Annotated in this window: 29 protein-coding genes; 14 read left to right on the forward strand and 15 right to left on the reverse strand. The window is 31.4% G+C overall.

Going from position 1 to position 26,692, the window contains the following annotated elements; translation table 11 throughout:
• Positions 1-39: 39 nt before the first annotated feature.
• The 5 genes from ACXAG4_RS07870 to ACXAG4_RS07890 all read right to left on the reverse strand — a co-directional run bounded on the left by ACXAG4_RS07870 (position 40) and on the right by ACXAG4_RS07890 (position 2,952).
• Positions 40-615 (reverse strand): 2OG-Fe(II) oxygenase, encoded by a 576-nt coding sequence (locus tag ACXAG4_RS07870; RefSeq protein ID WP_475295537.1) that lies wholly within the window; start codon positions 613-615, stop codon positions 40-42.
• Between the two features lie 126 nt (positions 616-741).
• Positions 742-1,200 carry a hypothetical protein gene (locus ACXAG4_RS07875; protein WP_475295538.1) on the reverse strand — a complete coding sequence of 153 codons (459 nt, stop codon included), beginning with the start codon at positions 1,198-1,200 and terminating at the stop codon, positions 742-744.
• Between the two features lie 9 nt (positions 1,201-1,209).
• Positions 1,210-1,446, reverse strand: a complete 237-nt coding sequence (locus tag ACXAG4_RS07880) for a hypothetical protein (protein WP_475295539.1) — start codon at positions 1,444-1,446, stop codon at positions 1,210-1,212.
• Positions 1,447-1,462: 16 nt separating this feature from the next.
• Complete coding sequence (locus tag ACXAG4_RS07885) at positions 1,463-2,260, reverse strand: lysophospholipid acyltransferase family protein (protein ID WP_475295540.1); 798 nt, start codon at positions 2,258-2,260, stop codon at positions 1,463-1,465.
• Between the two features lie 50 nt (positions 2,261-2,310).
• Positions 2,311-2,952, reverse strand: coding sequence for an NUDIX hydrolase (locus ACXAG4_RS07890; RefSeq protein WP_475295541.1), 642 nt, complete (start codon positions 2,950-2,952; stop codon positions 2,311-2,313).
• A 5-nt stretch (positions 2,953-2,957) separates the two neighbouring features.
• Between ACXAG4_RS07890 and ACXAG4_RS07895 the strand changes: the two genes are divergently transcribed.
• Complete coding sequence (locus ACXAG4_RS07895) at positions 2,958-3,665, forward strand: peptidylprolyl isomerase (protein WP_475295542.1); 708 nt, start codon at positions 2,958-2,960, stop codon at positions 3,663-3,665.
• A gap of 103 nt (positions 3,666-3,768) precedes the next feature.
• On the opposite strand, the gene ACXAG4_RS07900 is transcribed toward ACXAG4_RS07895, so the two are convergent.
• Complete coding sequence (locus tag ACXAG4_RS07900) at positions 3,769-4,380, reverse strand: trimeric intracellular cation channel family protein (RefSeq protein ID WP_475295930.1); 612 nt, start codon at positions 4,378-4,380, stop codon at positions 3,769-3,771.
• Between the two features lie 135 nt (positions 4,381-4,515).
• Positions 4,516-5,262, reverse strand: a complete 747-nt coding sequence (locus tag ACXAG4_RS07905; RefSeq protein ID WP_475295543.1) for an RDD family protein — start codon at positions 5,260-5,262, stop codon at positions 4,516-4,518.
• 90 nt (positions 5,263-5,352) lie between these two features.
• On the opposite strand from ACXAG4_RS07905, the gene ACXAG4_RS07910 reads away from it, so the two are divergent.
• The 6 genes from ACXAG4_RS07910 (at position 5,353) to ACXAG4_RS07935 (ending at position 11,668) form a co-directional block, all read left to right on the forward strand.
• Entirely contained in the window at positions 5,353-6,330 is a 978-nt protein-coding gene (locus ACXAG4_RS07910; protein ID WP_475295931.1) for a stage II sporulation protein M, read from the forward strand.
• Positions 6,317-7,258 carry a hypothetical protein gene (locus tag ACXAG4_RS07915; RefSeq protein ID WP_475295544.1) on the forward strand — a complete coding sequence of 314 codons (942 nt, stop codon included), beginning with the start codon at positions 6,317-6,319 and terminating at the stop codon, positions 7,256-7,258. Before ACXAG4_RS07910 ends, ACXAG4_RS07915 begins: the two co-directional genes overlap by 14 nt.
• Positions 7,251-7,988 (forward strand): DUF4129 domain-containing protein, encoded by a 738-nt coding sequence (locus ACXAG4_RS07920; RefSeq protein ID WP_475295545.1) that lies wholly within the window; start codon positions 7,251-7,253, stop codon positions 7,986-7,988. Before ACXAG4_RS07915 ends, ACXAG4_RS07920 begins: the two co-directional genes overlap by 8 nt.
• Complete coding sequence (locus tag ACXAG4_RS07925) at positions 7,985-9,184, forward strand: DUF4350 domain-containing protein (RefSeq protein WP_475295546.1); 1,200 nt, start codon at positions 7,985-7,987, stop codon at positions 9,182-9,184. Before ACXAG4_RS07920 ends, ACXAG4_RS07925 begins: the two co-directional genes overlap by 4 nt.
• Before the next feature lie 2 nt (positions 9,185-9,186).
• A complete protein-coding gene (locus ACXAG4_RS07930) occupies positions 9,187-10,251 on the forward strand; it encodes an AAA family ATPase (RefSeq protein ID WP_475295547.1) in 1,065 nt (354 codons plus the stop codon).
• 85 nt (positions 10,252-10,336) lie between these two features.
• Positions 10,337-11,668: a DUF58 domain-containing protein gene (locus ACXAG4_RS07935; RefSeq protein ID WP_475295548.1), complete on the forward strand. Its 1,332-nt coding sequence runs from the start codon at positions 10,337-10,339 to the stop codon at positions 11,666-11,668.
• A 60-nt stretch (positions 11,669-11,728) separates the two neighbouring features.
• Here ACXAG4_RS07935 and ACXAG4_RS07940 read toward each other — a convergent pair whose 3' ends face one another.
• Positions 11,729-12,208 carry a Dps family protein gene (locus tag ACXAG4_RS07940; protein WP_475295549.1) on the reverse strand — a complete coding sequence of 160 codons (480 nt, stop codon included), beginning with the start codon at positions 12,206-12,208 and terminating at the stop codon, positions 11,729-11,731.
• Between the two features lie 103 nt (positions 12,209-12,311).
• Between ACXAG4_RS07940 and ACXAG4_RS07945 the strand changes: the two genes are divergently transcribed.
• Positions 12,312-13,250, forward strand: coding sequence for a LysR substrate-binding domain-containing protein (locus tag ACXAG4_RS07945; RefSeq protein WP_475295550.1), 939 nt, complete (start codon positions 12,312-12,314; stop codon positions 13,248-13,250).
• Positions 13,251-13,296: 46 nt separating this feature from the next.
• Here ACXAG4_RS07945 and ACXAG4_RS07950 read toward each other — a convergent pair whose 3' ends face one another.
• The 5 genes from ACXAG4_RS07950 to ACXAG4_RS07970 all read right to left on the reverse strand — a co-directional run bounded on the left by ACXAG4_RS07950 (position 13,297) and on the right by ACXAG4_RS07970 (position 16,979).
• A complete protein-coding gene (locus tag ACXAG4_RS07950; protein ID WP_475295551.1) occupies positions 13,297-14,241 on the reverse strand; it encodes a transporter family protein in 945 nt (314 codons plus the stop codon).
• Between the two features lie 31 nt (positions 14,242-14,272).
• Positions 14,273-15,319: a cytochrome-c peroxidase gene (locus ACXAG4_RS07955; protein ID WP_475295552.1), complete on the reverse strand. Its 1,047-nt coding sequence runs from the start codon at positions 15,317-15,319 to the stop codon at positions 14,273-14,275.
• Between the two features lie 72 nt (positions 15,320-15,391).
• Positions 15,392-16,183 (reverse strand): MbnP family protein, encoded by a 792-nt coding sequence (locus ACXAG4_RS07960; protein ID WP_475295553.1) that lies wholly within the window; start codon positions 16,181-16,183, stop codon positions 15,392-15,394.
• Between the two features lie 125 nt (positions 16,184-16,308).
• Positions 16,309-16,692: a hypothetical protein gene (locus ACXAG4_RS07965; RefSeq protein ID WP_475295554.1), complete on the reverse strand. Its 384-nt coding sequence runs from the start codon at positions 16,690-16,692 to the stop codon at positions 16,309-16,311.
• Positions 16,693-16,781: 89 nt separating this feature from the next.
• Entirely contained in the window at positions 16,782-16,979 is a 198-nt protein-coding gene (locus ACXAG4_RS07970; RefSeq protein WP_475295555.1) for a hypothetical protein, read from the reverse strand.
• A 477-nt stretch (positions 16,980-17,456) separates the two neighbouring features.
• On the opposite strand from ACXAG4_RS07970, the gene ACXAG4_RS07975 reads away from it, so the two are divergent.
• Positions 17,457-20,471 carry a T9SS type A sorting domain-containing protein gene (locus tag ACXAG4_RS07975; RefSeq protein WP_475295556.1) on the forward strand — a complete coding sequence of 1,005 codons (3,015 nt, stop codon included), beginning with the start codon at positions 17,457-17,459 and terminating at the stop codon, positions 20,469-20,471.
• 87 nt (positions 20,472-20,558) lie between these two features.
• Here the strand turns inward: ACXAG4_RS07975 and ACXAG4_RS07980 are convergent, their stop codons facing one another.
• On the reverse strand, positions 20,559-21,359 hold the full coding sequence (locus tag ACXAG4_RS07980; protein ID WP_475295557.1) for a TIGR00266 family protein: 801 nt from the start codon (positions 21,357-21,359) through the stop codon (positions 20,559-20,561).
• 69 nt (positions 21,360-21,428) lie between these two features.
• The gene (locus ACXAG4_RS07985; RefSeq protein WP_475295558.1) at positions 21,429-21,890 is read right to left on the reverse strand and encodes a DUF4442 domain-containing protein; all 462 of its coding nucleotides are present in this window, start codon (positions 21,888-21,890) and stop codon (positions 21,429-21,431) included.
• A gap of 173 nt (positions 21,891-22,063) precedes the next feature.
• On the opposite strand from ACXAG4_RS07985, the gene ACXAG4_RS07990 reads away from it, so the two are divergent.
• From ACXAG4_RS07990 to ACXAG4_RS08010, 5 genes are all read left to right on the forward strand, one after another.
• A complete protein-coding gene (locus ACXAG4_RS07990) occupies positions 22,064-22,510 on the forward strand; it encodes a DUF4870 domain-containing protein (RefSeq protein ID WP_475295559.1) in 447 nt (148 codons plus the stop codon).
• A gap of 175 nt (positions 22,511-22,685) precedes the next feature.
• Positions 22,686-23,051: a PadR family transcriptional regulator gene (locus ACXAG4_RS07995; protein WP_475295560.1), complete on the forward strand. Its 366-nt coding sequence runs from the start codon at positions 22,686-22,688 to the stop codon at positions 23,049-23,051.
• Complete coding sequence (locus tag ACXAG4_RS08000) at positions 23,044-24,867, forward strand: PspC domain-containing protein (RefSeq protein ID WP_475295561.1); 1,824 nt, start codon at positions 23,044-23,046, stop codon at positions 24,865-24,867. The genes ACXAG4_RS07995 and ACXAG4_RS08000 overlap by 8 nt, the downstream gene beginning before the upstream one ends.
• A gap of 117 nt (positions 24,868-24,984) precedes the next feature.
• Positions 24,985-25,713 (forward strand): head GIN domain-containing protein, encoded by a 729-nt coding sequence (locus ACXAG4_RS08005; protein ID WP_475295562.1) that lies wholly within the window; start codon positions 24,985-24,987, stop codon positions 25,711-25,713.
• Positions 25,714-25,854: 141 nt separating this feature from the next.
• The gene (locus ACXAG4_RS08010; RefSeq protein ID WP_475295563.1) at positions 25,855-26,691 is read left to right on the forward strand and encodes a GIN domain-containing protein; all 837 of its coding nucleotides are present in this window, start codon (positions 25,855-25,857) and stop codon (positions 26,689-26,691) included.
• Position 26,692: the final 1 nt, after the last annotated feature.

A 26,692-nucleotide genomic window follows, 5' to 3' on the forward strand; every position in this document is an offset into this window, starting at 1 on the left:
GTTTTTAATAAAACAGTTTTGTTATGATTTATTAACCGCTTATACTCTATTTTTTAACCAACCTGTTACACTTAATCTGGTTATGTTACTTGTAAGCACCTCATGTGGCAGTGTACTTTTAAAAAAAACAAGCCTACCGGGTAATGGCTGCACTTTGGTAACTGAATTATTGTTAGCGTATAGCAGCAGCTCACCACCATCGCCTTCACTCCACGTTTCTGTTAAATATAAAACTACTGAAAATTGCCTGCTATCATCATTAACAAACTGATCTACGTGTTTTTTATAAAACGAACCTTGTTGATAAACCGCATGATGAAACTCAAATGATTTTAAGCCCGCCATACAGGTTTTATTTAAATATTGCACAAAATGTTCAATTTGATTTAAAAATGCTTTTTCATTGTCATCGGCTTTTGAAGTTTCTAACCAATGAATTTGATCATTTCTAATTCTTTTTGCAGTTTGAACATTATCTTTATTACCAATACCCGCTACACGAAAATTATCATTTTGATAGCGTGTTAGAAGTGATTTTCGGAGACCATTTAGTTGTTCTGCTGTCAACCAATTGTCTACGGATTCAAAACCTTTATCCAAAAGGCCTTGAATCAATGTTTCATATGTACTAAACACAATTTACCCTTGCGTAAACCATGAATTTTTCAAAGGCGCGCAAAAGTAAATTATTTTACAATTACTTGTGTTTTTTTAGGTTATTTTTTTGAAGAATTTTAAACCCTATAAAGTTTCTTTCCAAGGTTTTACAAAAAAGCCAGCCAGTTTACCTTTTAAATTGAAAACGGCTCTAACTTCTATATTTGAATTTGAAGTAAAAACGCCTTTAAACCTGTATATTTTATAAGGGTTTGCTAGATTACCTTCAAACATTGATTCAAAATTTAAACCAATATAATCGCCTACCGAAGCTTTGATGCGCTGGTAGGTTGTTTTTTGAAGACTTTCATTTAAACCACTAACCATATCTGGAGTTGCTTCGCTTTCATGTAAGCTATAAAAACTGCCTGTTTTTTGTGCAGTAAGTATTTTATTTGATAATTCTTTGGCATACAAAACATCAATAATATCAACTTTTGATGTTTCAACTTTTGTGAAGTTAGAATGTTCACTAGGTTTGTTTTGGCAATTAACCAACATAACAAATGTTAGCAGAAATAAAAGGCGTGAAATTTGTTTCATGCCTACAATTTAGGCATTATAAACTTGACCTCTATGTGGTTTTAACGCATTTCTTACCTGTGGCATGTTAGTTTCTGAAACTACTAAAAATGCCAGCGTATGCATGTCATTTATGGTTTCAACACCAGTAATTTTATATTCTAAATTTTCGGCAATAGCATATTCTTTCAAATGAATTTCATGATGGCGAGCTGTATTTTCAGCAGCAGGCCCTCTAAAATCCCAAATAAGCTTTAGTTTTTTCATCTTCAAATATTAAAAATTACCATTCTCTAAGTTTATTTAACTCTTCTTGTTCTTTAATTTGTTGCGGTGTTAACACTTTTAAAAATGATGGATGCTGCTCAATGGCATACTCAATTTTACTAACAATATCTTGGGTTGTTTCGTTATCGTAATCAATTTCCAATGGTGCTTTAATTTCCATTGTTTGTAAAATATTTTTCTTTTTAATTCTTAAGCCTTTTTTATCAAATGACCGCCTAAAACCATCAATAACTATAGGTACAACAATAGGTTTATAGCGTTTTATAATATGTGCAGTACCTTTTCTAATAGGCTTAAAAGGTGTGGTTGTACCTTGCGGAAATGTTATTACCCAACCATCATCTAAAGCTTTACCTATATTTGAAATATCACTCATGCGTACTTGCCTGTTTACGTTTTGTCCTGCAGAACGCCATGTACGTTCAATGCTAACAGAACCTACGTATGCTAAAATTTTAGGTAGTAAACCAGCTTTCATGGTTTCTTTAGCTGCCACATAATAAATATTAAGTTTAGGATTCCAAAGATATCCTACATTTTTTATAGAATCTACCCTACCGCTTAAACTGGCGTTAAACACATGAAACATAGCTACAACATCGGCAAAATATGTTTGGTGGTTTGATATAAACAGTACGTTTTTATCGGGTAAATTTTTAATAATTTCAGACCCTTCAATTTGTAATTCATTAAACCCACGAAAACGTCTGTGAGTTATGGTGCCCAAAATTCTTATGAGCCATTTTTTTAAAAATAATATATGTCCGAAAGGATTTTTTTTGAATAATCCCATGAAATTTAGTTTCTGCTTGGTTTTGCTACAAATGTAATAAAACTAAGCTATTAGAGTAGCGCCTTTAATATATCTTTAATTTCGCTAAGCATCATTGCGGTAGCACCCCAAACGGTATAACCATTTAATTTAAATGCAGGCACCTCAACCTCAACACTATATGAGGTTTTAACATTTTTTACAACTTGAACTGTTTCATCTAAAAAATGGTTAACATCAACCTCTATAATACGTTCAACCTCAGCTTCTTCTTTAATAAAAACAGGTGTTTTTTTAGTAATTGCTATAAAAGGTTGTACGTTAAAATTACTTGGCGGAATGTAAACTTGCGATATTTTTTTAACTATTTCCACTTGGTTTGTGGGCACACCAATTTCTTCAAACGTTTCTCTAAGTGCTGTATCTTTTAATGATGTGTCTTGCGGCTCTAATTTACCACCAGGAAAAGCCACTTGGGCAGAATGAACACCTTTATAGGTTTTTCTTAAAATTAAAACGAATTTGGTTTGGTTTGAGAAATCTGGATAAAACAAAGCCAAAACACCTGCCTTTTTAGGGTTTTTCATGACTTTTTTTTGTGCCTGCATTAATTGCTTTCTAAAAGGAGGCACCATTTTAAGCTGCGATATTTCGGCTGGCAATGGTATATTTTCTATTTTTGAAATAGATTTTAAAAACTCATCATAATTCATATTCTATGCGCTATGTAATGCTTTTTTTTGCGTTTATTCTTTTTTTTAATTGTGAAGATAAACAAAAGAAAACTACAACTAAAACATTAAAAACAGTTAACACAGAGAAAACAGACATTAATACTGATACAGTTACAGAAACTGAACCCGACAGACCGTTTCCTAAATTAAACTCTAAAAGCGCTATGGAGTTTTTTTTAAAGTACAACGACATTCACAAAGAAAATAAGGTGCGTATTTTTACAGATTTTGGCACTATTGATATTTTACTTTTTGATGAAACCCGTTTTCACCGTTCAAATTTTATTTTTTTAACAAAACAGCAGTATTTTACAAACACACAATTTTATCGTGTAGTGCCCAATTTTATAATTCAAGGTGGTAATAGTGATGATGTTGAAACCTCAAAAAAACGTGCTTATATTGGCAAATATTTGTTACCACCAGATACTAAAAGAGGTTTTAAACATCACCGTGGTGTTGTATCAATGCCTAGTAGCGAAATTGAAAATCCGCATAAATTGGCATCTCCTTACGAATTTTTTATTGTACAACAACAAGGCGGCGCTTACCATTTAGATGGTGATTATACCGTTTTTGGAAAAGTAATTAACGGCATGGATGTAGTTGATAAAATAGCCAATGTTGAAACAGATGATGGTGAATGGCCTATGAAAAATGTTTACATAAGAAAAGTAGAGATTATTGATTAGTTGTTGGTTTAAACTACGCTTTTAAAAGGCTTTCTTTTTGTAAAACTTTAACTTTCAACTTTTAACTTTCAACTTTTCACTTTAGAACCTTAAAATCACTAAACTAAAACTCTGTTTTATAAATATTTGGTAGTGAAATTTTAAACCTAACAGCTAATAACCTAGTTACAATAATTACGGCTGCTGAAACCATGTAAACTATGTTATTATCAATATTAAAATTATCTAATAGAAAATACACAAAACCTCCTAAAATACAGGTAGTAGCGTAAATGGTTTCGCGTCTAAAAATAATAGGTATTTCGTTACACAAAATATCTCTAATTACGCCGCCAAAACTAGCTGTCATGGTACCTAAAGCTACACAAATTAACGGGTGTAAACCCTCTTGCAAACCCTTTTCAATACCAATTAAGGTATACAAACCAATACCAATGGTATCAAACAAAAACAATGATTTACGTAAATAATTTAAGCGTTTTCTAAAAATAATTGCAAAAATAGTTGAGAAGATAATAACGTAAGCATAGCTTATATCTACCATCCAAAAAACAGGTGTACTTCCTATTAAAACATCGCGCAAGGTACCGCCACCAACAGCTGTTACAAAGGCAATAATTAAAATACCAAAAGCATCCATTCGTTTTTCAAAAGCTATTAAAACTCCTGAAATTGCAAATGCAATGGTACCCAAAATATTTATAATGTAAAACATGCTCATTTTTTCAATATTTAAATAGTGATTTTGTCTTTTTAACTGGCTGTATTATACGAAATACCTAGGACTTTTAGACGTGCTACGAGTATGCAAAACAACATAATTTTACACACTTTTTCAAATAATGATGGTTTACATATTTTGAGTGTAGTAATTGTAATCTTTTAAAATTACATCAATAAACTCAATATCGGTTTTTTGTTTTACATCTTTAATATCTACAACCTCAATAAGTTTGTTTCGTAGTTTTATTAAAGTAGGATAATCTTTTGATGCTTTTGCGGTAGTAAATGTATCTTTAATTATACGCGCATCATTGTCCGATAGTTTAATTACGTTGGGGTATGATGGTGTATAATTTTCTTTTAAATCTTCTAAAATAGTATGACTAATATTCACATTGTTTTTTAAGGCTATAACGGCAGTTCCTGCGGTTATATCACCCAAACGCTGATTTTTTTTACTTGTTACAATGGCAATTAATGCTACTATACCGCTAGCTATGTTTAAATCTATAATTCTGAAAAACCATCTTACAACAAAATCGGCCAATGAGGCTTGGTAACCATCAATTTTTACTACTTTAATTTTAAGCACCCGTTTTCCAGGTGTTTGTCCGTCTAATAAAGTTTCAAACATTAACGAATAAAAAATTACAGGTAAGTAAAAAGATACGTAAATAGCGGCTTGAGACCACCTGTCCATACCAAATACTAAATCTTCAACTCTAAGTAAATTAAACACTATTTGGTAGGTAACAATTATGTATGCTATTTTAATTACCCAATCAACTAAATAAGCCAAAAGGCGTTCACCAACACTAGCAGCCGTAAAATTAATATTTACATTTTGTGTGGTATTTATTTGTAATTGAGCCATTAAAAAGTATTATTTTTCTTTTACAAATCTATTGTAAATTATTGTAAGATATGAAGTACTTTAATAAAATTTTATGTAGCTTTGATTTTAATGAGAGAAGTTGCCTTTATTAAACAAAATAAAGAAAAATGGCTAAATTTTGAAAAAGCTATTTTTGGAAAAAACCTAAAAAACCCTGACGAACTTGCTTCACTTTACATACATTTAGTAAATGATCTCTCGTATGCGCAAACCTATTACCCTAAAAGTAAAACAATACTTTACCTTAACAACTTAGCCGCTAAGGCTTTTCAAAAAATTTATAAAACAAAACGGCAAGACACCAACCGTTTTGTGCATTTTTGGAAAATTGAAGCACCTTTAATTGTATATGAATACAGGCGTTATGTACTTTATGCCTTTATTATATTTTTTAGTTTTGCCGCTATTGGTGCACTTTCTGCAGCTTATGATGATACGTTTGTGAGACTCATTTTAGGTGACCACTATGTAAACATGACGTTAGAAAATATTGAAAAAGGAGACCCCGTAGCGGTTTATAAAAGTGGCAGCAACTGGGGTAGCGCCTTTGGTATTACTTTAAACAATTTATATGTTGGCATTTGCTCTTTTGTATTTGGTGCCGCTGGCGGTTTAGGCACTGGTTATTACATGCTTAACAATGGTATTATGTTAGGCGCTTTTCAGTTTATGTTTTACAAACATGGCGTACTTTGGGAAAGCGTTAGAGGTATTTGGATTCATGGAGCCATGGAAATTTTTGCTATAGTTATTGAAGCTGCCGCTGGTTTAGCGTTGGGTGCTAGTATACTTTTTCCTAAAACATATTCTAGAATAACATCATTTAAAATGGGCGTAAAAGATGGGGTTAAAATATTAATTAGTACTTTTCCTTTTACTATTGCAGCTGGTATTTTAGAAGGCTACGTTACAAGATACTCTAACACTATGCCTAATTGGTTATCGGTTGGTATTATATTAACAACCTTAAGTATTATTTCATTTTACTACTTAATTTACCCATTCATTTTACATAAAAAACTAAAAAACAAACATGCAATTATATAAATCTAGAGGATTTAGTGATTTTTTTCAAGATACCTTTAGTTTTTTAAAACTAAACGGGAAACATTTTTTTAAACACTATTTTATTACAAACGGTATTTTTTTAATTCTGCTGCTAATAATTGGCTATTTTTTTACGCAGTTTTATTCAGATTTTATTTTTAGCGGTTTATCAAACCAACAAAACCCGGGCACTTTAGATGGTTATATGAATGAGAACTTGCCCATGTTTGTTATTTTAGTAATATTATTTTGTATTGTTGGTTTAATTTCGGCCATTATTTCATATTCATATACACCAATTTACCTGCAACTTTACAATACGCATGGTAGTAATAACTTTGATACCAAAGCTATAATTACTAGCTATAAAAAAAATATTGGCAAACTATTAACCTTTATAGTTTGTGGTATTTTAATGGGTATTCCGTTACTAATTGTATTTTTTATATGTGCTTTTGTACTTATAATAACAATTATTGGTTTTTTAGCATTACCTCTATTAATAGGCGCTTTTGCATTGTTTTATTATATGGCGTTATCTGAATATTTAGAAAACAAAAAAGGCATTTGGGATTGCTTTGGGTATGCGTGGACTTTATTAACATCAAAATTTTGGGCGGCAGTTGGCTGTGTGGGTATTTTTTATTTAATAAGCTATGCTTTGCAGTATATTATTCAATTAATAGCTTCAATATTTACTATGGGCGGTTTGTTTATAAATCCAACATCGGCAACTGTAAACCCTACTGATGTTTCCAATAGTATGTCTGTTTTCATGATTGTAACATTCTTTTTATCATTTGCATTAAGCACTATTTTAGGTAGCATTTTACTGCTTAATCAAGGTATTGTTTTTTATAGTTTGAAAGAAGACAAAGAACATATAAACACAAAAGATATTATAGATCAAATTGGTGCAGGTGCATAAAAAGCTTTTTTTACATATTATTTTATTTTTAATAGGAATAACAGCATTTGCTAATAATAACTTACCGGCAAAAGACAGTTTAAACGTTGATACTTCAACAGTTATAAAACCTAAAAGTTTAGATAATTTAACCGAAACCTATAACACCGAAGATTTTATTTATGAACATGATATTGATAAAGCTGGTTGGTGGATGCGTTTTAAACAATGGTTGAATGATTTCTTTTCAGATCTTTTCAACCTAACAAATCAAGGGCAAGCATCAAAAGCCACAGATATTGCTATAAATATTGCCGGTGTAATTATATTTTTACTAGTAATTTACTTCATATTTAAGGCTATTATAAATAAAGAAGGTACTTGGGTTTTTGGTAAATCGTCTGATAAAAGCATTATTCCTGTTACTGATGTTGAAACCAACATTCATGTAACCGATTTTAAAGCACTTATTAATGAAGCCGAAACCAATAACAATTACCGTTTAGCCATTAGGTATTACTATTTATGGCTTTTAAAACAACTTACTGAAGCTGCTATTATTGAATATGATGTTGAAAAAACAAACAGCGATTACCAAAACGAAATTACTAAAGCCAACATAAAAAAAGAGTTTGCCTACACATCATACTTATACAACTACATTTGGTACGGCGAGTTTAATGTAACCGCTACAGAGTTTGACCAAGCCAAACATGCTTTTTCTAACTTTTTAAATAGTTTAAAAGCATGAATAAAACTATAAAAATATACCTTGTTGTTTTAATTGTGCTTTTTGCTGGTGTTATTTTTATTGACATCACAAAGCCAAAACCTGTAGATTGGAGTGCTACTTATAACGAAGAAGACAAAATACCCTATGGTACATATATTTTACACAATGAATTAAAAACGCTATTCCCAAATAGTGCATTAAAAAACATAAAAACCACGCCTTACCAGTACTTCAACCCCAGTTTCAATACAACAGACAGTGTTTACACTAAAACTGGTACCTATATTCAAATAAAAAACTTTTCGCAAGTAGATGATATATCTGCACAAGAACTTTTAGATTTTGCATTACATGGTAACACAGTATTTATTTCTTCAAACTATCCGCCACAAAAAATATTAGATTCACTATCTATTAAAGTAAAAAACCATTACAATTTTAAAGGTAAAGCCACTTTAAGTTTCTCAAACAAATACTTAAAAAACGATTCTATTACCATTAAAAAAGGCCTTAGCAACTACTATTTTTCAAAATTAAACAAAGAAAATACCACGGTTTTGGGCTACCAAAAATTTGATAGTATAAATAGAATTAACTACGTTAAAATAGCACACGGTAAAGGCCAAGTTTTTATTCATTTACAACCTGTTGTATTTACAAACTATCATTTACTAAAAAATAATAATAGTAAATATGCCGCGGGTGTTTTAAGTTATTTGCAAACACATAAAACTTTGTTTTATGATTCGCCTAATAAAGTTGGTGCTAATTTAAGCAGGTCGCCCATGCGTTTTATTTTAAGCAAACCAGCATTAAGAAGCGCTTGGTATTTAGCATTAATTACACTTATTTTATTCATGATTTTTAATGCAAAACGCAGGCAACGCATAGTAAAAGTTATAAAACCTTTAGAAAATTCTACCGTTGAATTCACTAAAACAATTGGTAATTTATATTATGAAACTAAAGACCATAACACCATAATTGAGAAAAAAATAACGTATTTTTTTGAACATATAAGACGAAAATATTTATTAAGCACCGAAGTTTTAGACGATAAATTTGTTAAAAACCTAAGCTTAAAAACCAATAAGCCAAAAGATAAAATTGCGCCGCTTATTACATTAATTTTAAATTTAAAAGCCAAGAACCTTTGTACCGAAGCCGATTTATTGGCGCTTAACAAAGCTATTGAAGATTTTTATACAGCATAATTATGGAGGACACAAACAACCCAGAAAACCAAGATTTACAATCAAACAACAAACAAGAAGCGTTTGAACAAACACCTTCAAACAACACCAATGGCGATTTAGCCTTTAAAAATCGTATAGATTTAACAGAGTTACAAGAAGGCATTAACCTTATAAAAGATGAAATTAGCAAAGTAATTGTAGGGCAAAAAGGCATGATAGATCTTTTAATTGCTTCAATTTTAGCCAATGGTCACTCGTTAATAGAAGGCGTTCCTGGTGTTGCCAAAACAATTTCAGCTAAATTATTGGCAAAATCGTTAGACATTGGTTTTAGTCGTATTCAATTCACACCAGATTTAATGCCAAGTGATATTTTAGGAACTTCGGTTTTCAATGTAAAATCTTCAGAATTTGAATTTAAAAAAGGGCCTATTTTTTCAAACATGATTTTAATTGATGAAATAAACCGTGCGCCCGCAAAAACTCAAGCGGCACTTTTTGAGGTTATGGAAGAACGCCAAATAACTATTGATGGCAACAAATTTATAATGGATTTACCTTTTATTGTGTTAGCTACCCAAAACCCTGTTGAACAAGAAGGCACATACCGCCTACCCGAAGCTCAACTAGATCGTTTTTTGTTTAAAATTGATATTGATTACCCTAATTTAGATGAAGAAATTGAAATTATTAGTAGAGAACAAAACTTGCAAGGTAGCACTAAAACCGATAAAGTAACAGCACATTTAAACCAAACACAAATAGCAAAATTTCAAGATTTAGTAAACCAAATTATAATAGAATCGCATTTAGTAAAATACATTGCAAACATAATTGTAAACACCAGAAATAATGCCTTTTTATATTTGGGTGCTTCGCCAAGGGCATCTATTGCTATTTTAAAAGCAAGTAAAGCCTTTGCAGCTATGAATGGTAGAGATTTTGTAACACCCGAAGACATAAAACAAGCTGCAGTACCAGTATTGCAACACCGCGTTATTGTAACACCAGAACGTGAAATGGAAGGCGTTACAACCAAACAAATTATAAAACAAATTATTGAAACGGTTGAAATACCCAGATAACTTTTAACTTTTAACTTTTAACTTTTAACTTTTAACTTTTAACTTTTAACTTTTAACTTTTAACTTTTAACTTTTAACAAGATTAGTGAAACGCCTAAAATCCTTTTACATACAAAACCGTTTATTTTATGCCTGTATTGGTATTATGATACTATTTATAATAAGTTTTGTATTTCCTGTTTGGTTTAACACTGTTAGGCTTTTACTACTTATTTTAGTTGCTTTAGCGCTACTAGACACCTTGTTTTTATACACTACCAAAAAAGGCGTTTTTGGTGAAAGAATAGTGCCCGAAAAATTATCAAACGGCGATGAAAACCCCGTTCAATTAAACATACAAAACTTTTATACAGTTCCTGTTTTTGTTAGAATTATTGATGAAGTGCCCGAACAATTTCAACTTAGAAACTTTAAAATAGACCGAAAATTAGCACCTTCAAGCAGTACAACTTTAGAATACCAATTACGCCCTACTGAACGTGGCGAATACCACTTTGGCAAGCTTAATATTTATGTAACCTCGGTTTTTGGTTTGGTTGCGCGCCGTTTTAGTTTTAACGATGGCGTAATGGTACCAAACTACCCCAGTTTTATACAGTTACGCAAGTATAATTTACTGGCTATAAGCAATAACCTATCACAATATGGTATAAAAAAAGTGCGCAAACTTGGGCACACCATGGAGTTTGAACAAATAAAAGATTATGTTTTAGGTGATGATTTACGCACCATAAACTGGAAAGCAACAGCTAAAAAAAATCAGTTAATGGTAAATCAATTTCAAGATGAAAAATCGCAACCTATTTATTCGGTAATAGATAAAGGTAGGGTTATGAAAATGCCTTTTAATGGCTTATCGCTTTTAGATTATGCTGTTAACGCAGCTTTAGTTATATCAAACGTAGCATTAAAAAAACAAGATAAAGCTGGTATTTTTTCGTTTTCAAAAAAGGTTGAAAACAGAGTTGTTGCAGAGCGAAGAACCTCGCAAATGAATTTAATTTTAGAAGCGCTTTATAACGTAAACACTAATTTTTTTGAAAGTGATTTTGGGCGTTTATATGCAGATATTAAACGTAATATAACACACCGTAGCTTAATTTTATTATACACAAATTTTGAAACCTTAGATGGCCTACATAGGCAACTACCGTATTTAAAAGGTATTGCAAAAAGTCATTTATTAGTAGTTATATTTTTTAAAAACACAGAACTTAATAACTTAATACACAACAAAGCCGAAACTGTTCAACAAGCTTATGATAAAGTAATTGCCGAAAAGTTTGCCTTTGAAAAACGTCTTATTGTAAACGAATTAAAAAAATACGGCATTTACTCTATTCTTACTACTCCCGAAAATTTAACTATTGATACTATAAACAAATACTTAGAAATAAAAGCCAGAGGGTTATTATAAAAAAAGGCTTTTTTAACTAATACGTTAAAAAAGCCTTTGCTATTAATCAAACCAAACTAACTACACATCTTCGTTTAACCATGCTTTCATCATCCACACGGTTTTTTCTTGTTCGGTAATAAAATCACTCATCATACTATTTGTTCCTTCATCATTAGCATCACCTGCTTTTTCTAGTATGTTTCTTTCTATTTCTAATAATTCTTTTAAAGAATCTACAATTAATCTAACAGCTTTTACATCTTCAGATATATTTTTACCAACTGGCACTTTAGCAGCTGCCGTATAATCTTCAAAAGTATGCAAAGGCGTTACACCTAAAGTTAAAATACGTTCTGCAATTTCATCAACTTTAGCGTTTGCATCGGTATAAAGCTCTTCAAACTTCTCATGTAAATTAAAAAAAGCCTTCCCTTTAATATTCCAATGAATACCTCTTAAATTTTGATAATAAATTTGAAAATTAGCTAATAAACCATTTAAATCGTTTGCTAATTCTACTGTTTTTTTGCTGTCTAATCCTATACTATTTGTTTTCATTTTGGTATCATTTTTTATTATCACAAAATTAATTTATAATTAACATTATTTATTATAAGAATTATTGATAGTTTTTATATTTTTATAATCTAAATTGATTAAAATGACTATTACACAATTATATTATGTATTGGCAGTTGCCGAACATCAAAACTTTACAAAAGCGGCAGAAAAATGTTTTGTAACACAACCAACATTAAGTATGCAAATTCAAAAGTTAGAAGACGAACTTGATATTCAAATTTTTGATAGAAGTAAAAAACCTATTGAGCTTACTGAAGTTGGTAAAAAAATAGTAACACAAGCCAGAAACATAGTAAACGAATCTTACAGAATACAAGATATTGTAGACCAACAGAAAGGATTTATTGGTGGCGAATTTAAATTAGGCATAATACCAACTATAATGCCTACTTTACTGCCCATGTTTTTAAAAACTTTTATAAAAAAACACCCTAAAGTAAAGCTTAAAATTGAAGAGTTAACTACTGAAGAAATAATGAGCCGCATTAAAGATGGCCATTTAGATGCTGCCATTGCCGCAACACCTTTAGAAGATGAAAACATAAAAGAACGCCCACTTTACTACGAACCTTTTGTAAGTTACATACCAAAAAACCACAGGCTATACGGACAAAAAACCATTGCAACTAGCGATTTAGAAATTGAAGACATGCTACTACTCGAAGACGGGCATTGCTTTAGAGATGGTGTTATAAACCTATGCAAAATATTTAAAAACCATGAAGATGATAAATTTCAATTAGAAAGTGGTAGTATTGAAACACTTATAAAATTATCAAACGAAGGTTTAGGCATGACACTTTTGCCCTATTTACATACCTTAGATATAAACGACAAAGAAAAAAACAACTTACACTATTTTAATGAACCACCACCAGCTAGAGAAGTGAGTTTAATTTACCATAAAAGCGAACTTAAAATGCAAATTATTGAAGCCCTACAAGATGTAATTGCAGGTATAGTTAGAGGCGCTATAGCGTTTCAGGATGTAAAAATTATTAGTCCGTTACCTAAATAACAAAATAGCTGCTTAACAATAAGTGTATTTGCTAAGCAGCTATTTTTTATAAACTATAATTTAAATATAATGCTAGCCTGTTTTTAGATTGTACGTTGCCCCCAAATAAATCTTGATGTATTGGCGCCGTAAAATTAACACCTAAAACTAAAGCTTTTAAGTTAAATTCAGTGCCAATTGAAGCGTTAACAATAGTACCATTGGTATCATTTAGTGTTTCATTGTACTGCTTAATTTTGCTGTAACTATCTCCCGAAAGTCCTAAAAAAGGCATAACATTTATTTTTTCGGTTTTAAAAACTGTATAAACATTGGATGAAAAACTAATTTGATCTCCAAACTTATATTCGTTTTTGTTTTCACCTTTTAAATAATAAGAAAACAGTGTATTTACACCTATTTTATTACCCGCATAATTATATCCTGCAGAAAAAACACCATCAAAACTACCTGTACCAACTTGAAAACCCGGATTAACATTATCTGCCAAAGCCTCTTCAAATTTTCCTGTAGGTAATTTTACCCCCAAACCAAATAATAGTGTATGTGCTGTTGCTTGGTTGGTATTATTAAAATCTACTTTATCATCTTTGTCTTTCTTTTTTAAAAGCGGTAGTTTGTACCATGCAATTATGTTTGCATCACCAATTCCATTAATATTTTGAGTTGTTTCGTTTAATGTTCTTGTTAAATCTTGGTAAGGCACATTAGCAGTTATATAATAAGTTTTACTTATTGGAATTTGGGCCCAAAGCTGATAGGCATTAAAGTTTTCTTTGCTTTTAGGTGAATTTTGAAACACACCGTTTTGAGATTCAAACCTTTGATAAATATAACGCAAGCCTACAAAATTAGCATTATTTAAGGTACCAAAGCCCATACTACCACTACTGGTTGAACAGCTACATAAATCACACAAAACACCAAAGTCTGTCTGTGATTTACATGGCCATTCAAAATCTTCGTGAGCATTAATTTTTGTAAAAATCAATACAAAAAAAATAGTAACTAAATGTATTTTATTAAAACTCGGCAAATCTTTCATCATTTAAAAATTCATAATCTGTTAGTGTTTTTAAAAAAGCAATGATGCTTTCCTTTTCGTACGCCGATAAATCAATGCCCAAACTACCATCTTCTTTAACCAAAACAGCATCTACGTTACCTCCATTTTCAGTAACACCATTGCTGTAAAAATCTAAAACAGCTTCTAAAGTTGATAATCTACCATCATGCATGTATGGATTAGATTTTTCAATATTTCGTAAACTGGGAACTTTAAATTTGTATAAATCGTTAGTGTTTTCAAAAATATTAAATCGGCCTTTATCATTTAATCTAGGGTTTACTGGCAAGCCGGTGTTTCGGTAGCTTTGGTCTGTAAACAAATCGGTTGCATGACACGTGGCACATTTATTTTTGAAGGTATTTAAGCCATCCATTTCTATGGTTGAAAGCGTTACGCCATCTTCATTTCTAACATATTTATCGTATTTAGAATTTGATGAAATCATCATAACCATAAATTGAGATAAAGCTTTAAGCATATTTTCACCGTTAATTTCACCATCTTCAAAAGCTTTTGCAAACTGTTTTTGGTAGTAAGCATCGGCTTTAAGTTTAGTTATTACATTACCAATAGTTTCACCCATTTCAACATCACTTGTTAATGGAATTATAGGTTGTAAATCTAGGTGTGTTGAGGCTCCATCCCACATAAATTCAGACTGAAATGCTAAATTTTGCATAGGTTGCGCATTGCGTTTACCAACACCGCCATTTAAACCGTGGCTAACCGTGTGTTCATGGTGCGTAAAAGCAAATGCTTGCTCATGGCAAAAGGCACACGGAATGGCATTATTTGCTGATAACTTACCTTCATAAAATAATTTTTTACCTAGTTGAAAACCCTCTTCTGTAATAGGGTTGTTCTCTAAATTATAAACAATATCTGGAAAGTTTGAAGGTATTTCAACATTTAAAGATACCGGCACATAATCATCAACATCATTAGATTTGGAACAAGAAAAGGCTACTAAAACTAGTAATATTACTATTAGTTTTTTCATAACTTTAATTGTTTTATAAGAAGTTGTGCAAAATCTTGTTTTAAAAGTTTCACACAACTTCAATATTATTTTTTAGTGATTGTGTACGTGGTGTACCATAAACATAGCTGCTACATTTGCTGCTATAATAGGAGTTTCAACTTCATCTACATGAACTTGATCATAGCCATCAGAAAAATTTACAGATTGTACGCCATCAAAGGCTTTCATTAAATCTGCTACAATATGAACTTCAGGTGTTTTATCATTTCTTACAACTATATTGTTTGGAAAAGTAAGTGTGGTTTCTTTGTAATTATCTAAACTTGTGCCCACGCTACCCATATGCATATTTAATGCTTCATTGGTTACAGTATCATTAGAATACGTACCGTCAAACCTAATAAACTTGTAGCCAGTAGCCCAACTCCACATCATGCCTTCTGCCTCAGCTTGTTCTAAAAAATCTCCTTGACCTTCGGCTCCTAAAGCAAAACGTGCTTGATCTATACCAATACCAAACGTAATTTCGGTATAGTTTGCTGCATCAACACCTGCTAATTCTACCCAAATTTCGCCAGCATTATTGGCATTTGCTTCATTTATAATAAAGGCATTATTTTCTGTAGGATACATAAAAGTATTTCCGTTAGCATCTTTAAATCTAACGTTACTAATTATGTATTTTACGGTTTCTAGTTTGAATGATTCGTTGTTTGATTTGCTATATTCAGTATTGAAAATAAAATCGTTACCATCAACACCGTTATCAAATTTTAATACGATGTTTCCTGTTTGTCCTGTTAAATCTTCAGAATCATCTGAAGAACATGAAGCCATTATAGCACACATTAAAAGTGCTATTGAAAGTTTTACAATTTTCATTTCTTAATTTTATTGTAGTGTAGCAAAACACTGCTATAAGTAATGCTACTATAGTTAATTTTTGTTTGATTTGTTTAAAAAAGGGAATTAGGCTAACATTTTTTAACCTATTGAACTTATAAAAATTAAGCTATAAACCGTGGTGGTTTATATTGAAATGATTGAAAATTGAAAGTATATAGTTTAGTATAACTATTTAAAATATTTTTATTAGTAAATTCTGAAGGATTTGATATTGTAAATTGTTGAGCTGCTTGGTAAAATACTACCGAAACAACATCTAAAAAATGTAAAATTGCTGTATCTTCTTCTGAGTTATTTTCTGTAGCTTGAAGTTGTTTAGCTAAATGACATTTACCATTACATGCCATTTCTACTTTTTCTTTATTTACACAAAAAACATCTGTTATATAATCTATATTTATTTGGTAATATGCCAAATAACATAAATTATACATAGGCTTTACTAAAAAAGCAACTAGTAATATGACAAGAAATAGCTTTTTCAAAATTTAGCTGCAAATATAAATAACTTTACAAGTATTTTTAAGAAAAAACGTAATAGAAATTAAAAAGCGACTAATTAGCCGCTTTTTCTTTATGGTTTTAAATAAATTAAACACTGATTAAGTTCTGGGTTTTGCAGTACAAGTGAATTGATAAATATTTTAAGCTCTTCAATTTCATACGGTAGTAATCTAGTAACCGCTTTTTGTACTTCTCTGCAAAACAACGTAGCATCAAAACTCACTTTATTAAGTACAGTTTTAGTGTACTCTAGCATTGCTCTTGCCATAATTATGTTAAGGTTTAGGTTTTTAAAAATTTATAAAAGTAGATTTGTTTATAGGCGAATATATAAAAATTTTGCAGAACTAAAATTAATAAAAAATAATTCTCAAAATTATTTTTAGTCAAAATTTAACATTTTAACCGTATGTTTTTACAGTTCATCGATGCAAAAATAGCTTTTCATCGAAAAAAAAGCTTGTTTCATCTATAAAATTTACTATATTAGCCACTGAATAACCCCAAACTATTCAAATTGCTAAAATAATAAACCAAATCTCTCGTATTATGAATGTAATATACCTACGTTTTCTCTCAGTTCAGTTAAAAACCTTTTTTAAGAAAAGTAATTAAACTCAGTTAATTTTATTAAAACACATGCCTCTCATTAATCTGCAAAGATTAAAGCAATGTGACCAATCGTAAATTATTGTTTCTAAACAATATAGCGCAATATGCCTATATTATTTAAATGTAAATTGCTATGAACTCTCAAAACCTACTATTAGCTTTATGCTATCTGTTATTTTTATGTACCCATGCCCAAACTGGGCCTGGTGGTGTTGGCAATGCTTCAAACAATGGTTTGTGGCTTAGAGCAGACGGTATTTCACAAACAAACAACACACCAGTTGTTACTTGGAACGATGCATCGGGCAACAACAACCACGCCAATGCCATTATTACTGAACAGCCCTTGTTTATCTCTAACAGCAGTTTTAATAATATGCCCGCTGTAAGACTTGATGGGTTAAACGACCAAATGCTAGTTAGTGACGCTGATATTCTTGATGGCTCTGAAGGATTAACTTTTTTTGCTGTAGTAAGACCTAATAACTTAAATGGAAGTACTCCAAGAGGTATTTTAGGCAAAAGAATAAGTTATACCGTTTCATCAAACTATGCTTACACTTGGTTTTTTTGGGGAAGTAATTATTTAACTACCGATATAAATACACAAAATAACAGGTTTGGCACAAGCCCTACTAGTTTTACAAACAACACAAACTATATTTTAAAACTTGGTTTTAACGGTAGCTTACCATCTAACCAAAGAACACATATTAGTAGCGCTGGCAGTTTGGTTAAAACCAGCTCAGAATCTAGTACAAGTGTAATTAATAGTAATGCAGATTTAGTTATTGGAGCTTTAAACCATAATTACAGTTCTTATTTGGGAGCAGATTATGCCGAGGTTATTCATTTTAATAAAGATTTAAATCTTGCTGAAGAAACAATTGTAAACAACTACCTATCTGCAAAATACAATATAAATTTATCTTCAAATAATTTGTACACGCATGACAATAGTGGTTCAGGCGATTTTGATTTTAATGTTGCGGGTATTGGTCAAGCTTCAGATGGCTCTAACCATACAGATTCACAAGGTTCTGGTATTGTTAGAATAAACAATCCTACAAACTTAAATAATAACGAATACTTATTTTGGGGTGAAAAAACGGCAAATCCAACTTACACGTTTAGCACAAATAACCTAACACATACTGAACAATTAAACTCTGTTTGGCGCGTACAAAAAATTGGTAATGTTGGAAGAATTGACATTTCTTTTGATATAAGTGCTTTAGATTTATCTGGAAAACAAAGCTGCAAACCTTTACAACTTGTTTTTGATAATGATGCAGATTTTTCAATGACAGATTCTAATGACGAAGTTTACAACCTAACCATTTCTGGTACAACAGCAACCGCTACAAATGTAAGAGTTAGAAACAACCGCTATTTTACTTTAAGATATACTGATGAAATAGTTTGGAATGGAAGTGCTTTTTGCAATGGTTCAGGAAGCTCTCAAGCACCAAGTGATACTGATGAGTGTTTAAAATTAACGGTTAAACCTGGAACTGATGCCGTAATCACATCACACGCACATGTTAGAGAAATTGAAATTGAACCTGGCGCTACACTAATAGTTAATGATGGTGTTTTACTTGAAGTTGAAAATTTTATAAATACCAATGGTACTATTGATTTACAGGGCGAAGCTCAACTAATTCAAAATCATAATTACCCAAGTAGCAACAGTGGTAGCGGTGTGCTTATAAAAAAGCAACAAGGCGCTACCAATTTATATAATTATAACTTTTGGAGCTCACCAGTTAACAACGCAGGTCATTGGCAAATTGGCGCTATTGAAGATACCAATGGTGTTATAAACTTTCATAGCAACCCAAATGCCGATGCTTCTACCACACCAATTACACTAAGTTCTACATGGCTTTACAGTTACAATGGCTTATCAAACAACTATGCTTCTTGGAACAAATTAACAACCTCTAGTACATTAACACCAGGATATGGTTATACAATGAAAGGCTCTGGAGCTGTTTCAGCTGAACAAGAATATATTTTTAAAGGCATACCTAATGATGGCAACTACACAATACCAATAGCCGCTGGCGATGATATTTTAATAGGAAACCCTTACCCTTCTGCTATAGATGCCGAAGAATTTATAAATGACAATTTACATGTAATTAATGGTTCACTATATTTTTGGGAGCATTTTTCAACAAATAACAGCCATAATTTATCAGATTATGAAGGTGGTTACGCCATTAGAAACTTAATGATGGGTACTGCAGCGGTTTCTGACGCCTCTGGCTTAACAAGCGGCAATGGTTCTACCTCAAAACCCGCACCACCACAATACATTCCTGTTGGCCAAGGCTTTTTTGTAAGAGCAAGTAGTGCTGGTGGTAATATTCAATTTAATAATGGGCAACGTGCTTTTGCAAAAGAATCATTAAGTGAATCTGTATTTTTTAAAGGAAAAAATAAAAAAGCTACAGTTAAGAAAGACGAACGCACTAAAGTTTGGTTATCATTTACAAAGCCCAATAAAATGACAAAACAACTTGGGCTTGGTTTTGATAAAAACGCCACAGTGGATTACGATAAAGGTTATGACGCTATTAGTTATGACGATTTAAGAAATGATGCTAATTGGTTGTTAAATGAAGAAACTTTAGCAATACAAGCATTGCCTGAAATAGAAATTGAAAAAGAACTTCCTTTAAAAATTAAAGTTACTGATGCCGGTATTTTTAAATTTGGCATTGATAAAACTGAAAACTTATCAGGAAACATTGATGTTTTCTTAAAAGATAACTCTAGTAATTCTTTCTATAATTTAACCAGCGATAATACTGAAATTCATATAGAAAAAGGTGATTATAACGATAGGTTTTCTATAGTATTTAAAGAAACACAAAGTTTAAACGTTGAAAATAACAATGAAGATGAAAAACTATCTGTTTTTTATGACAAAACCTCAGGAAGTATAGTTATAAATAATTTTAATAATCTTTCAGAAATTAAAAATGCTAAAGTATATAACAGCATTGGGCAAGAGGTTAAATCTATTAATAACTTAACCTCCAATTATATTAACATTTCAAACAATGCTAACGGCGTTTACATTATAAGTATTACAGCCAACAATGGCGTAAAAACAGGTAAAATTATAAAATACTAACATATTAAAAATCCCCCAAATCACTACACAGAAACAGCCCTTATTCTTAATTTGAATAAGGGCTGTTAACTTTATTTAGTATCTATTTTAGAATCTATTATCGCCATCAAGCAAATCGCCTAAACCACCAAGAATACTGCCTTCTCCTTTACTATTTCCGCCACTTCTTGGAGCCGATGCTAAAACACGTCCGGCTAAACGGCTAAACGGTAAAGACTGTACAAATACGGTGCCTGGGCCTTTTAAAGTTGCAAAAAACAAACCTTCGCCACCAAAAACAGTATTTTTTATACCACCAACAAACTCAATATCATAATCTACAGTATGATCAAAACCTACAATACAGCCTGTATCTACTTTTAGCACTTCGCCTGCCATTAATTCTTTTTTTGCCATAGTACCACCAGCGTGAACAAAAGCCATACCATCACCTTCAAGTTTTTGCATAATGAATCCTTCACCACCAAAAAGTCCGCGACCTAATTTTTTAGAAAACTCAATACCAACACTCACACCTTTGGCAGCACATAAAAAGGCATCTTTTTGGCAAATAAATTTGCCTCCAAACTGCGTTAAATCTATGGGAATAATTTTTCCTGGGTATGGTGATGCAAATGACACACGACGTTTACCAATTATTTCATTGTAAAAAGCTGTCATAAACAAACTTTCGCCAGTTAAAATGCGCTTTCCGGCGCCTAGTATTTTACCTAAAAACCCAGTGTCTTTTTGTGAACCATCTCCAAAAATAGTTTCCATTTTAATGCCTTCGTCCATCATCATAAAGCTTCCGGCTTCAGCAATTACACCTTCTTGCGGGTCTAGTTCTATTTCTACGTACTGCATTTCTTCGCCGTAGATTACGTAATCTATTTCGTGTGCTGTCATTTTTTAATTGATGTTTTTAATTAATGTTGATTTATATATATGTTGATTTGTTTTGTGTTTTGTTACAATTTACTGTTTGCTTTTAACCTTCACACTCCATTCAAAATTAAAGGTAGAAACCTCAACACCATCATTATTAACGCCAACTGCTTTTACCCAAACGGTTTGCCCCTCACCGGTTTCAATAGTTTTTTTTAAAGCCTCATCAATTAAAGCGCCATCATTACAGGTAAAGGTTATTTTACCTGTAGCTTTTTTGGTAAAAGTAGCATTGTTAGTAGTTACTAGCATTGATATTTTTTTGCCAGATTCTTGTATTTTTTTAATCATTAACGCTCCTGATGCTAATTCGGCCGCCATACCTTGTACTGCCCAAAACATAGATTTAAATGGGTTTTGATTAATCCATTTATGTTTTACTGTTATTATGCATTTAGTATCATCTAAATACTTTGCTCTTACACCACATAAATACGCCGAAGGCAGCTTAAACATTGTAAAACTATTTAATTTACTGGGAGTTACATTCATACTATTTGCTTTTAATTTTTCTCTAATTTATGAAATAAAAACACAATACAAAATGTTAAAAAAATGTTAATTTTAAGTACTATGCGTAACAAAGTACCTGATTTTAAACATATATTTGCATAAGAAACTATTATATGTTTTAAAAATCAATCAAAAAAAAGACAATAATCATCATGTTAACTAATCACGTAAAAAACATTGCCACCTTTATTCACCTCTCTACTTTTAGCAGGTTTATAATACCGTTTGGCAATTTTATTGGCCCCATAATTTTATGGATTACGAATAAAGAAAAATCGGAATTTATAGATATGCACGGTAAACAAGCTATAAATTTTCAAATTAGCATTTTGTTGTACGCTATTATTATTGGCACTTTAACTATTCCGTTTTTTATTTTTAAAATTTTTAGCGGTATAGACTTTATAGATTTTAATGGTTTTAGCAATTTTCATGTGAATGTGGGCAAACCATCGCCACTTTTATACATTGGTGGTGCATTGGGTTTTTTAGCGGTTATTGGTTTTATTATTGAACTTGTTTTAATTGTTATTGCCAGCTTAAAAGCTAGAGATGGCGAGTATTACCAATACCCTTTTACTATTAATTTTTTAAAATAATGAGTGGCGCGTTAGGGATTGCAGTGGAAAGCCCACAGTGAGGTACGAACGAGGACTTGAAACGTAAAGCCCGACCCGATAGGGTAACGCCAAAAAAATAAACTTTCATCAACACAATCAATCAATCAATCAATCAAAAAATGAACAGTATTAAAATATTAAACGAATTGAAACTATGAAGATAGAAAACACAAAAGCACAAATGCGTAAAGGCGTTTTAGAATTCTGTATACTATCTGTTTTAAAAAATAACGATGCATACGTTGCAGAAATTTTAAGCACGCTTAAAGATGCAAAGTTGCTGGTGGTTGAAGGTACTATTTACCCTTTACTAACACGACTTAAAAATGCGGGATTATTAAATTACAGATGGGAAGAATCTACCTCTGGACCGCCACGTAAATATTACGGTTTAACTGAAACCGGTAAACTTTTTTTAAAAGAATTAGACACCACCTGGAACGAGCTACAAAACGCCGTTAACATAGTAACAAACCATACAGAAACAAGTACAGCACAAAAAACAACAACCAATGAATAAAACAGTTAACATAAATTTGGCGGGTATATTTTTTCATGTAGATGAAGATGCGTACCTTAAATTACAACGCTATCTGGAGGCCATAAAACGGTCTTTTACAGACTCGCAAGGGCGCTCTGAAATTATTGCTGATATTGAAGCTAGAATTGCAGAGTTATTTAATGAGCGTGTACAAAACACAAAGCAAGTTATTGGCATTAGCCAAGTAGATGAAGTTATTTCTATAATGGGGCAACCTGAAGATTATTTGGTTGATGACGAAATTTTTGAAGACGAACCAAACACTAATTATAAAACAAAATCTGCGCCCAGTAAGAAGCTTTTTAGAGATACTGATAACTCATACATTGGTGGTGTATCAGCTGGTTTAGCTCACTATTTTGGTGTTGATGCTATTTGGATTCGTTTAGCTTGGATACTTTTAATTTTTGGTGCTGGCACCGGTGTTTTACTTTATATTTTACTTTGGATTTTAGTACCCGAAGCTAAAACTACTGCCGAAAAAATAATGATGGCAGGTGAGCCTGTTAATATTAGTAATATTGAAAAGAAAATTAAAGATGGCTTTGAAAATGTTACTGATACCGTAAGCGATGTTGCTAAAAATGTTAGCCACTCTGTATCTGGTGCTGCTAAAAACGTGAGTGATGCTGCAAAAAAGGTTGATTTTAAAAAGCAAACTAATAAAGTAAAATCTTCATCAAGTGCTTTTTTTGATACCATTGGAGAAATTTTTATGTTCTTCTTTAAAGTTTTTGCAAAGTTTATTGGTTTACTGCTTGTTTTTATTGGTGCTGTAACGCTTATATCGTTAGTAATTGCATTCTTTTCTGTGGGTGTTTTAGATATGATTCCGGGTAATTTTTCTCACTTTATAAATGCAGGTAATACGCCTATTTGGTTAGCATCATTGCTAGGTTTATTTGCAGTTGGTGTTCCGTTTTTCTTTCTATTTTATTTAGGTTTAAAAATTTTAATAAACAACTTAAAATCTATTGGTAAAGTAGCCAAATTCACACTACTTGGTGTTTGGCTAATTAGTGTTATTGGGCTTACAGTTATAGGTATTAATGAGGCTAGAGAACATGCTTTTACTGAAACCTACACCGTAAAACATACGCTTAACGTTAAAAGTAATGATACTTTAAAAATTAAAATGACATCTAACGATGTTATTGATAATAGGTTTAACCGAAATGGTTCGTTTAAAATTATAAACAACAAAAACGGCTCTAAAACCATGTATAACTCTGATGTTAAACTTATTGTGAGATCTACCACTGACTCTACAGCCTTTATAAACCTAAAAAAACGTGCCGATGGTAGTGATTATGATAAAGCCATTAACCGTGCTAAAAACATACATTACAATTACAACCTTAACAATAACACGCTTTTACTTGATGCGTTTTTAACTACTGAAATTGACAATAAATTTAGTGACCAAGAGGTTGACATCATTTTATATTTACCCGAAGGAAGCTTTGCTAAATTTCATAACAACACAGAATCGTTTTTAGGGTATTATAAAAACAGTAGTGACATTGTTTCGGCAAACAACACCAACCATTTATTAGAAATTATTGAAGATGATGTTATATGTTTAGATTGCCCAAATAATAATGAAGATAATTTTGATGTTAACATTGATGTTGATAATGATCATTCTAAAGTAAAAATCAACAAAAAAGGTATTGAATTTAAAGACGACGATGTTAATATTAAAATTAACAACAACGGTATTTTATCTGAAGATAACGATGTTAAGGTAAAAATTGATGCCAATGGTATTGAAGTAAAATCAAAAGACAATTAAATAACAATTCATCATTAAAAAATAACATTTCAGAAATTGAAATTTTAAACACACAGCAAAACTTGTAATATTTGCTTCATCAAACAAAAAATCAAACAAATCAAAAAACGAACAATTATGACAACCTTAGTAAAAATTATTGTAGCCACAGTGCTAAGTTTTACACTTTTTTCGTGTAATTTTAATATGAACTTTGATGCCGGCGTTAAAGGCAACGGTAATGTAATTACTAAAAAACGTAATATAGATTACAGCTTTAACACCATTAAAGCCACCGAAGGTTTAGATGTTTATTTAACACAAGGCAACAGTACACACATAACTGTTGAAGCCGATGAAAACATACATGACCTTATTTTAACTGATGTTGAAGATGGTGTTTTAAAAATTCATACCAAACAAAGTATTGGGCGTGCAGCATCAAAAAAAGTACATGTAAGCTTTAAAGATATTAGCGCCATTATTTCCACTAGTGGAAGTGATGTGTATACCGAAAACACTATTACTGTAAATGAGTTAGATGTAAAATCTACCAGCGGAAGTGATATGACGCTTAGCGTAAATACCCAAATTTTAAACTGTAAATCTACCAGCGGAAGTGATTTAAAAATATCAGGAAGCACCAACAAATTAATTGCCGAAGCCACTAGTGGTAGCGATATTAAGGCGGCCAATTTACAAGCGCAATCTAGCACAGTTAAAGCCAGCAGTGGCGCAGATATTACCGTTAACACTGCTAAAGAACTTATTGCAAAAGCCTCTAGCGGTGGCGATATTAAATACTACGGAAACCCAGAAAAAGTTGACAAAACCGATAGTGCTTCGGGTAGTATTAAACAAAAATAATCAACGCAAACCAAACTATAATCAACCAATGTAAGCCACAGTAAATTTTTGTTACTGTGGTTTTTCTTTGAATAAAATGTTGTGACTTCACCATGTTTTTTGGGTCTAAAACTTACTTAAGTAACATTTAACCCATTACAAATGAAAACATTACTACCTGCAATTATACTTTGTATAACTAGCATTTTTAATATATACGCACAAAACACCGAAAAAATTAAAGGTGATAGAACCGTAACTACTCTAGAAACTGAGGTTGACGCTTTTCACACTATTGCATTAGATGAAGATTTTGACATTGAAATTATGCATAGCAACAAACCGCTAGTAATTATTGAAACAGATAGTAACCTGCATGATGTTATTAAATTTAGTGTTAATGATAGTGTTTTAACTTTTGACTTTTTGAAAAAAATAACATCGAAAAAAAGACTATTAATTAAAGTAAATTACACAAATAACCTTAAGGAAATTATTACAAATGATAACGCTGAAATTAAAACCATTTCACCTATAAAATCAGATATTTTTAAAATTAATGCTAATGATGCTTCAAAAGTAAACATGCACGTAAACAGCACTAAATTTGAGTTAACTGGCAAAGGAAAATGTAAAATAACATTAAACTTAAATAGCGAAAACATGACGGCAAGTTTGCAAGATTTTGCTAAACTTAATGTACAAATAAACAGTAATACTTCTCAATTTATTTTACATGAAAAAGCAAGCATTGACATTGATGGTTATACTGATACTGCCAATATTGAAGCAAATAACAACACTAATTTTTCAGGAAAAAATTTAACCGTAAAACAAGTAATGGTAATTGCAGAAATTTCTAGCAATATTACTGTAGAAGCTATAGATAACATTAATATTGAGGCCTCTGGCAATAGCGCTGTAAATATTTACGGCAACCCTGAGATTGCCGTAAATAGATTAGTTGATACATCAAAAATTCAGAAGAAATTGAGGTGAT

This window comes from Seonamhaeicola sp. ABD4_175 (assembly GCF_056160885.1).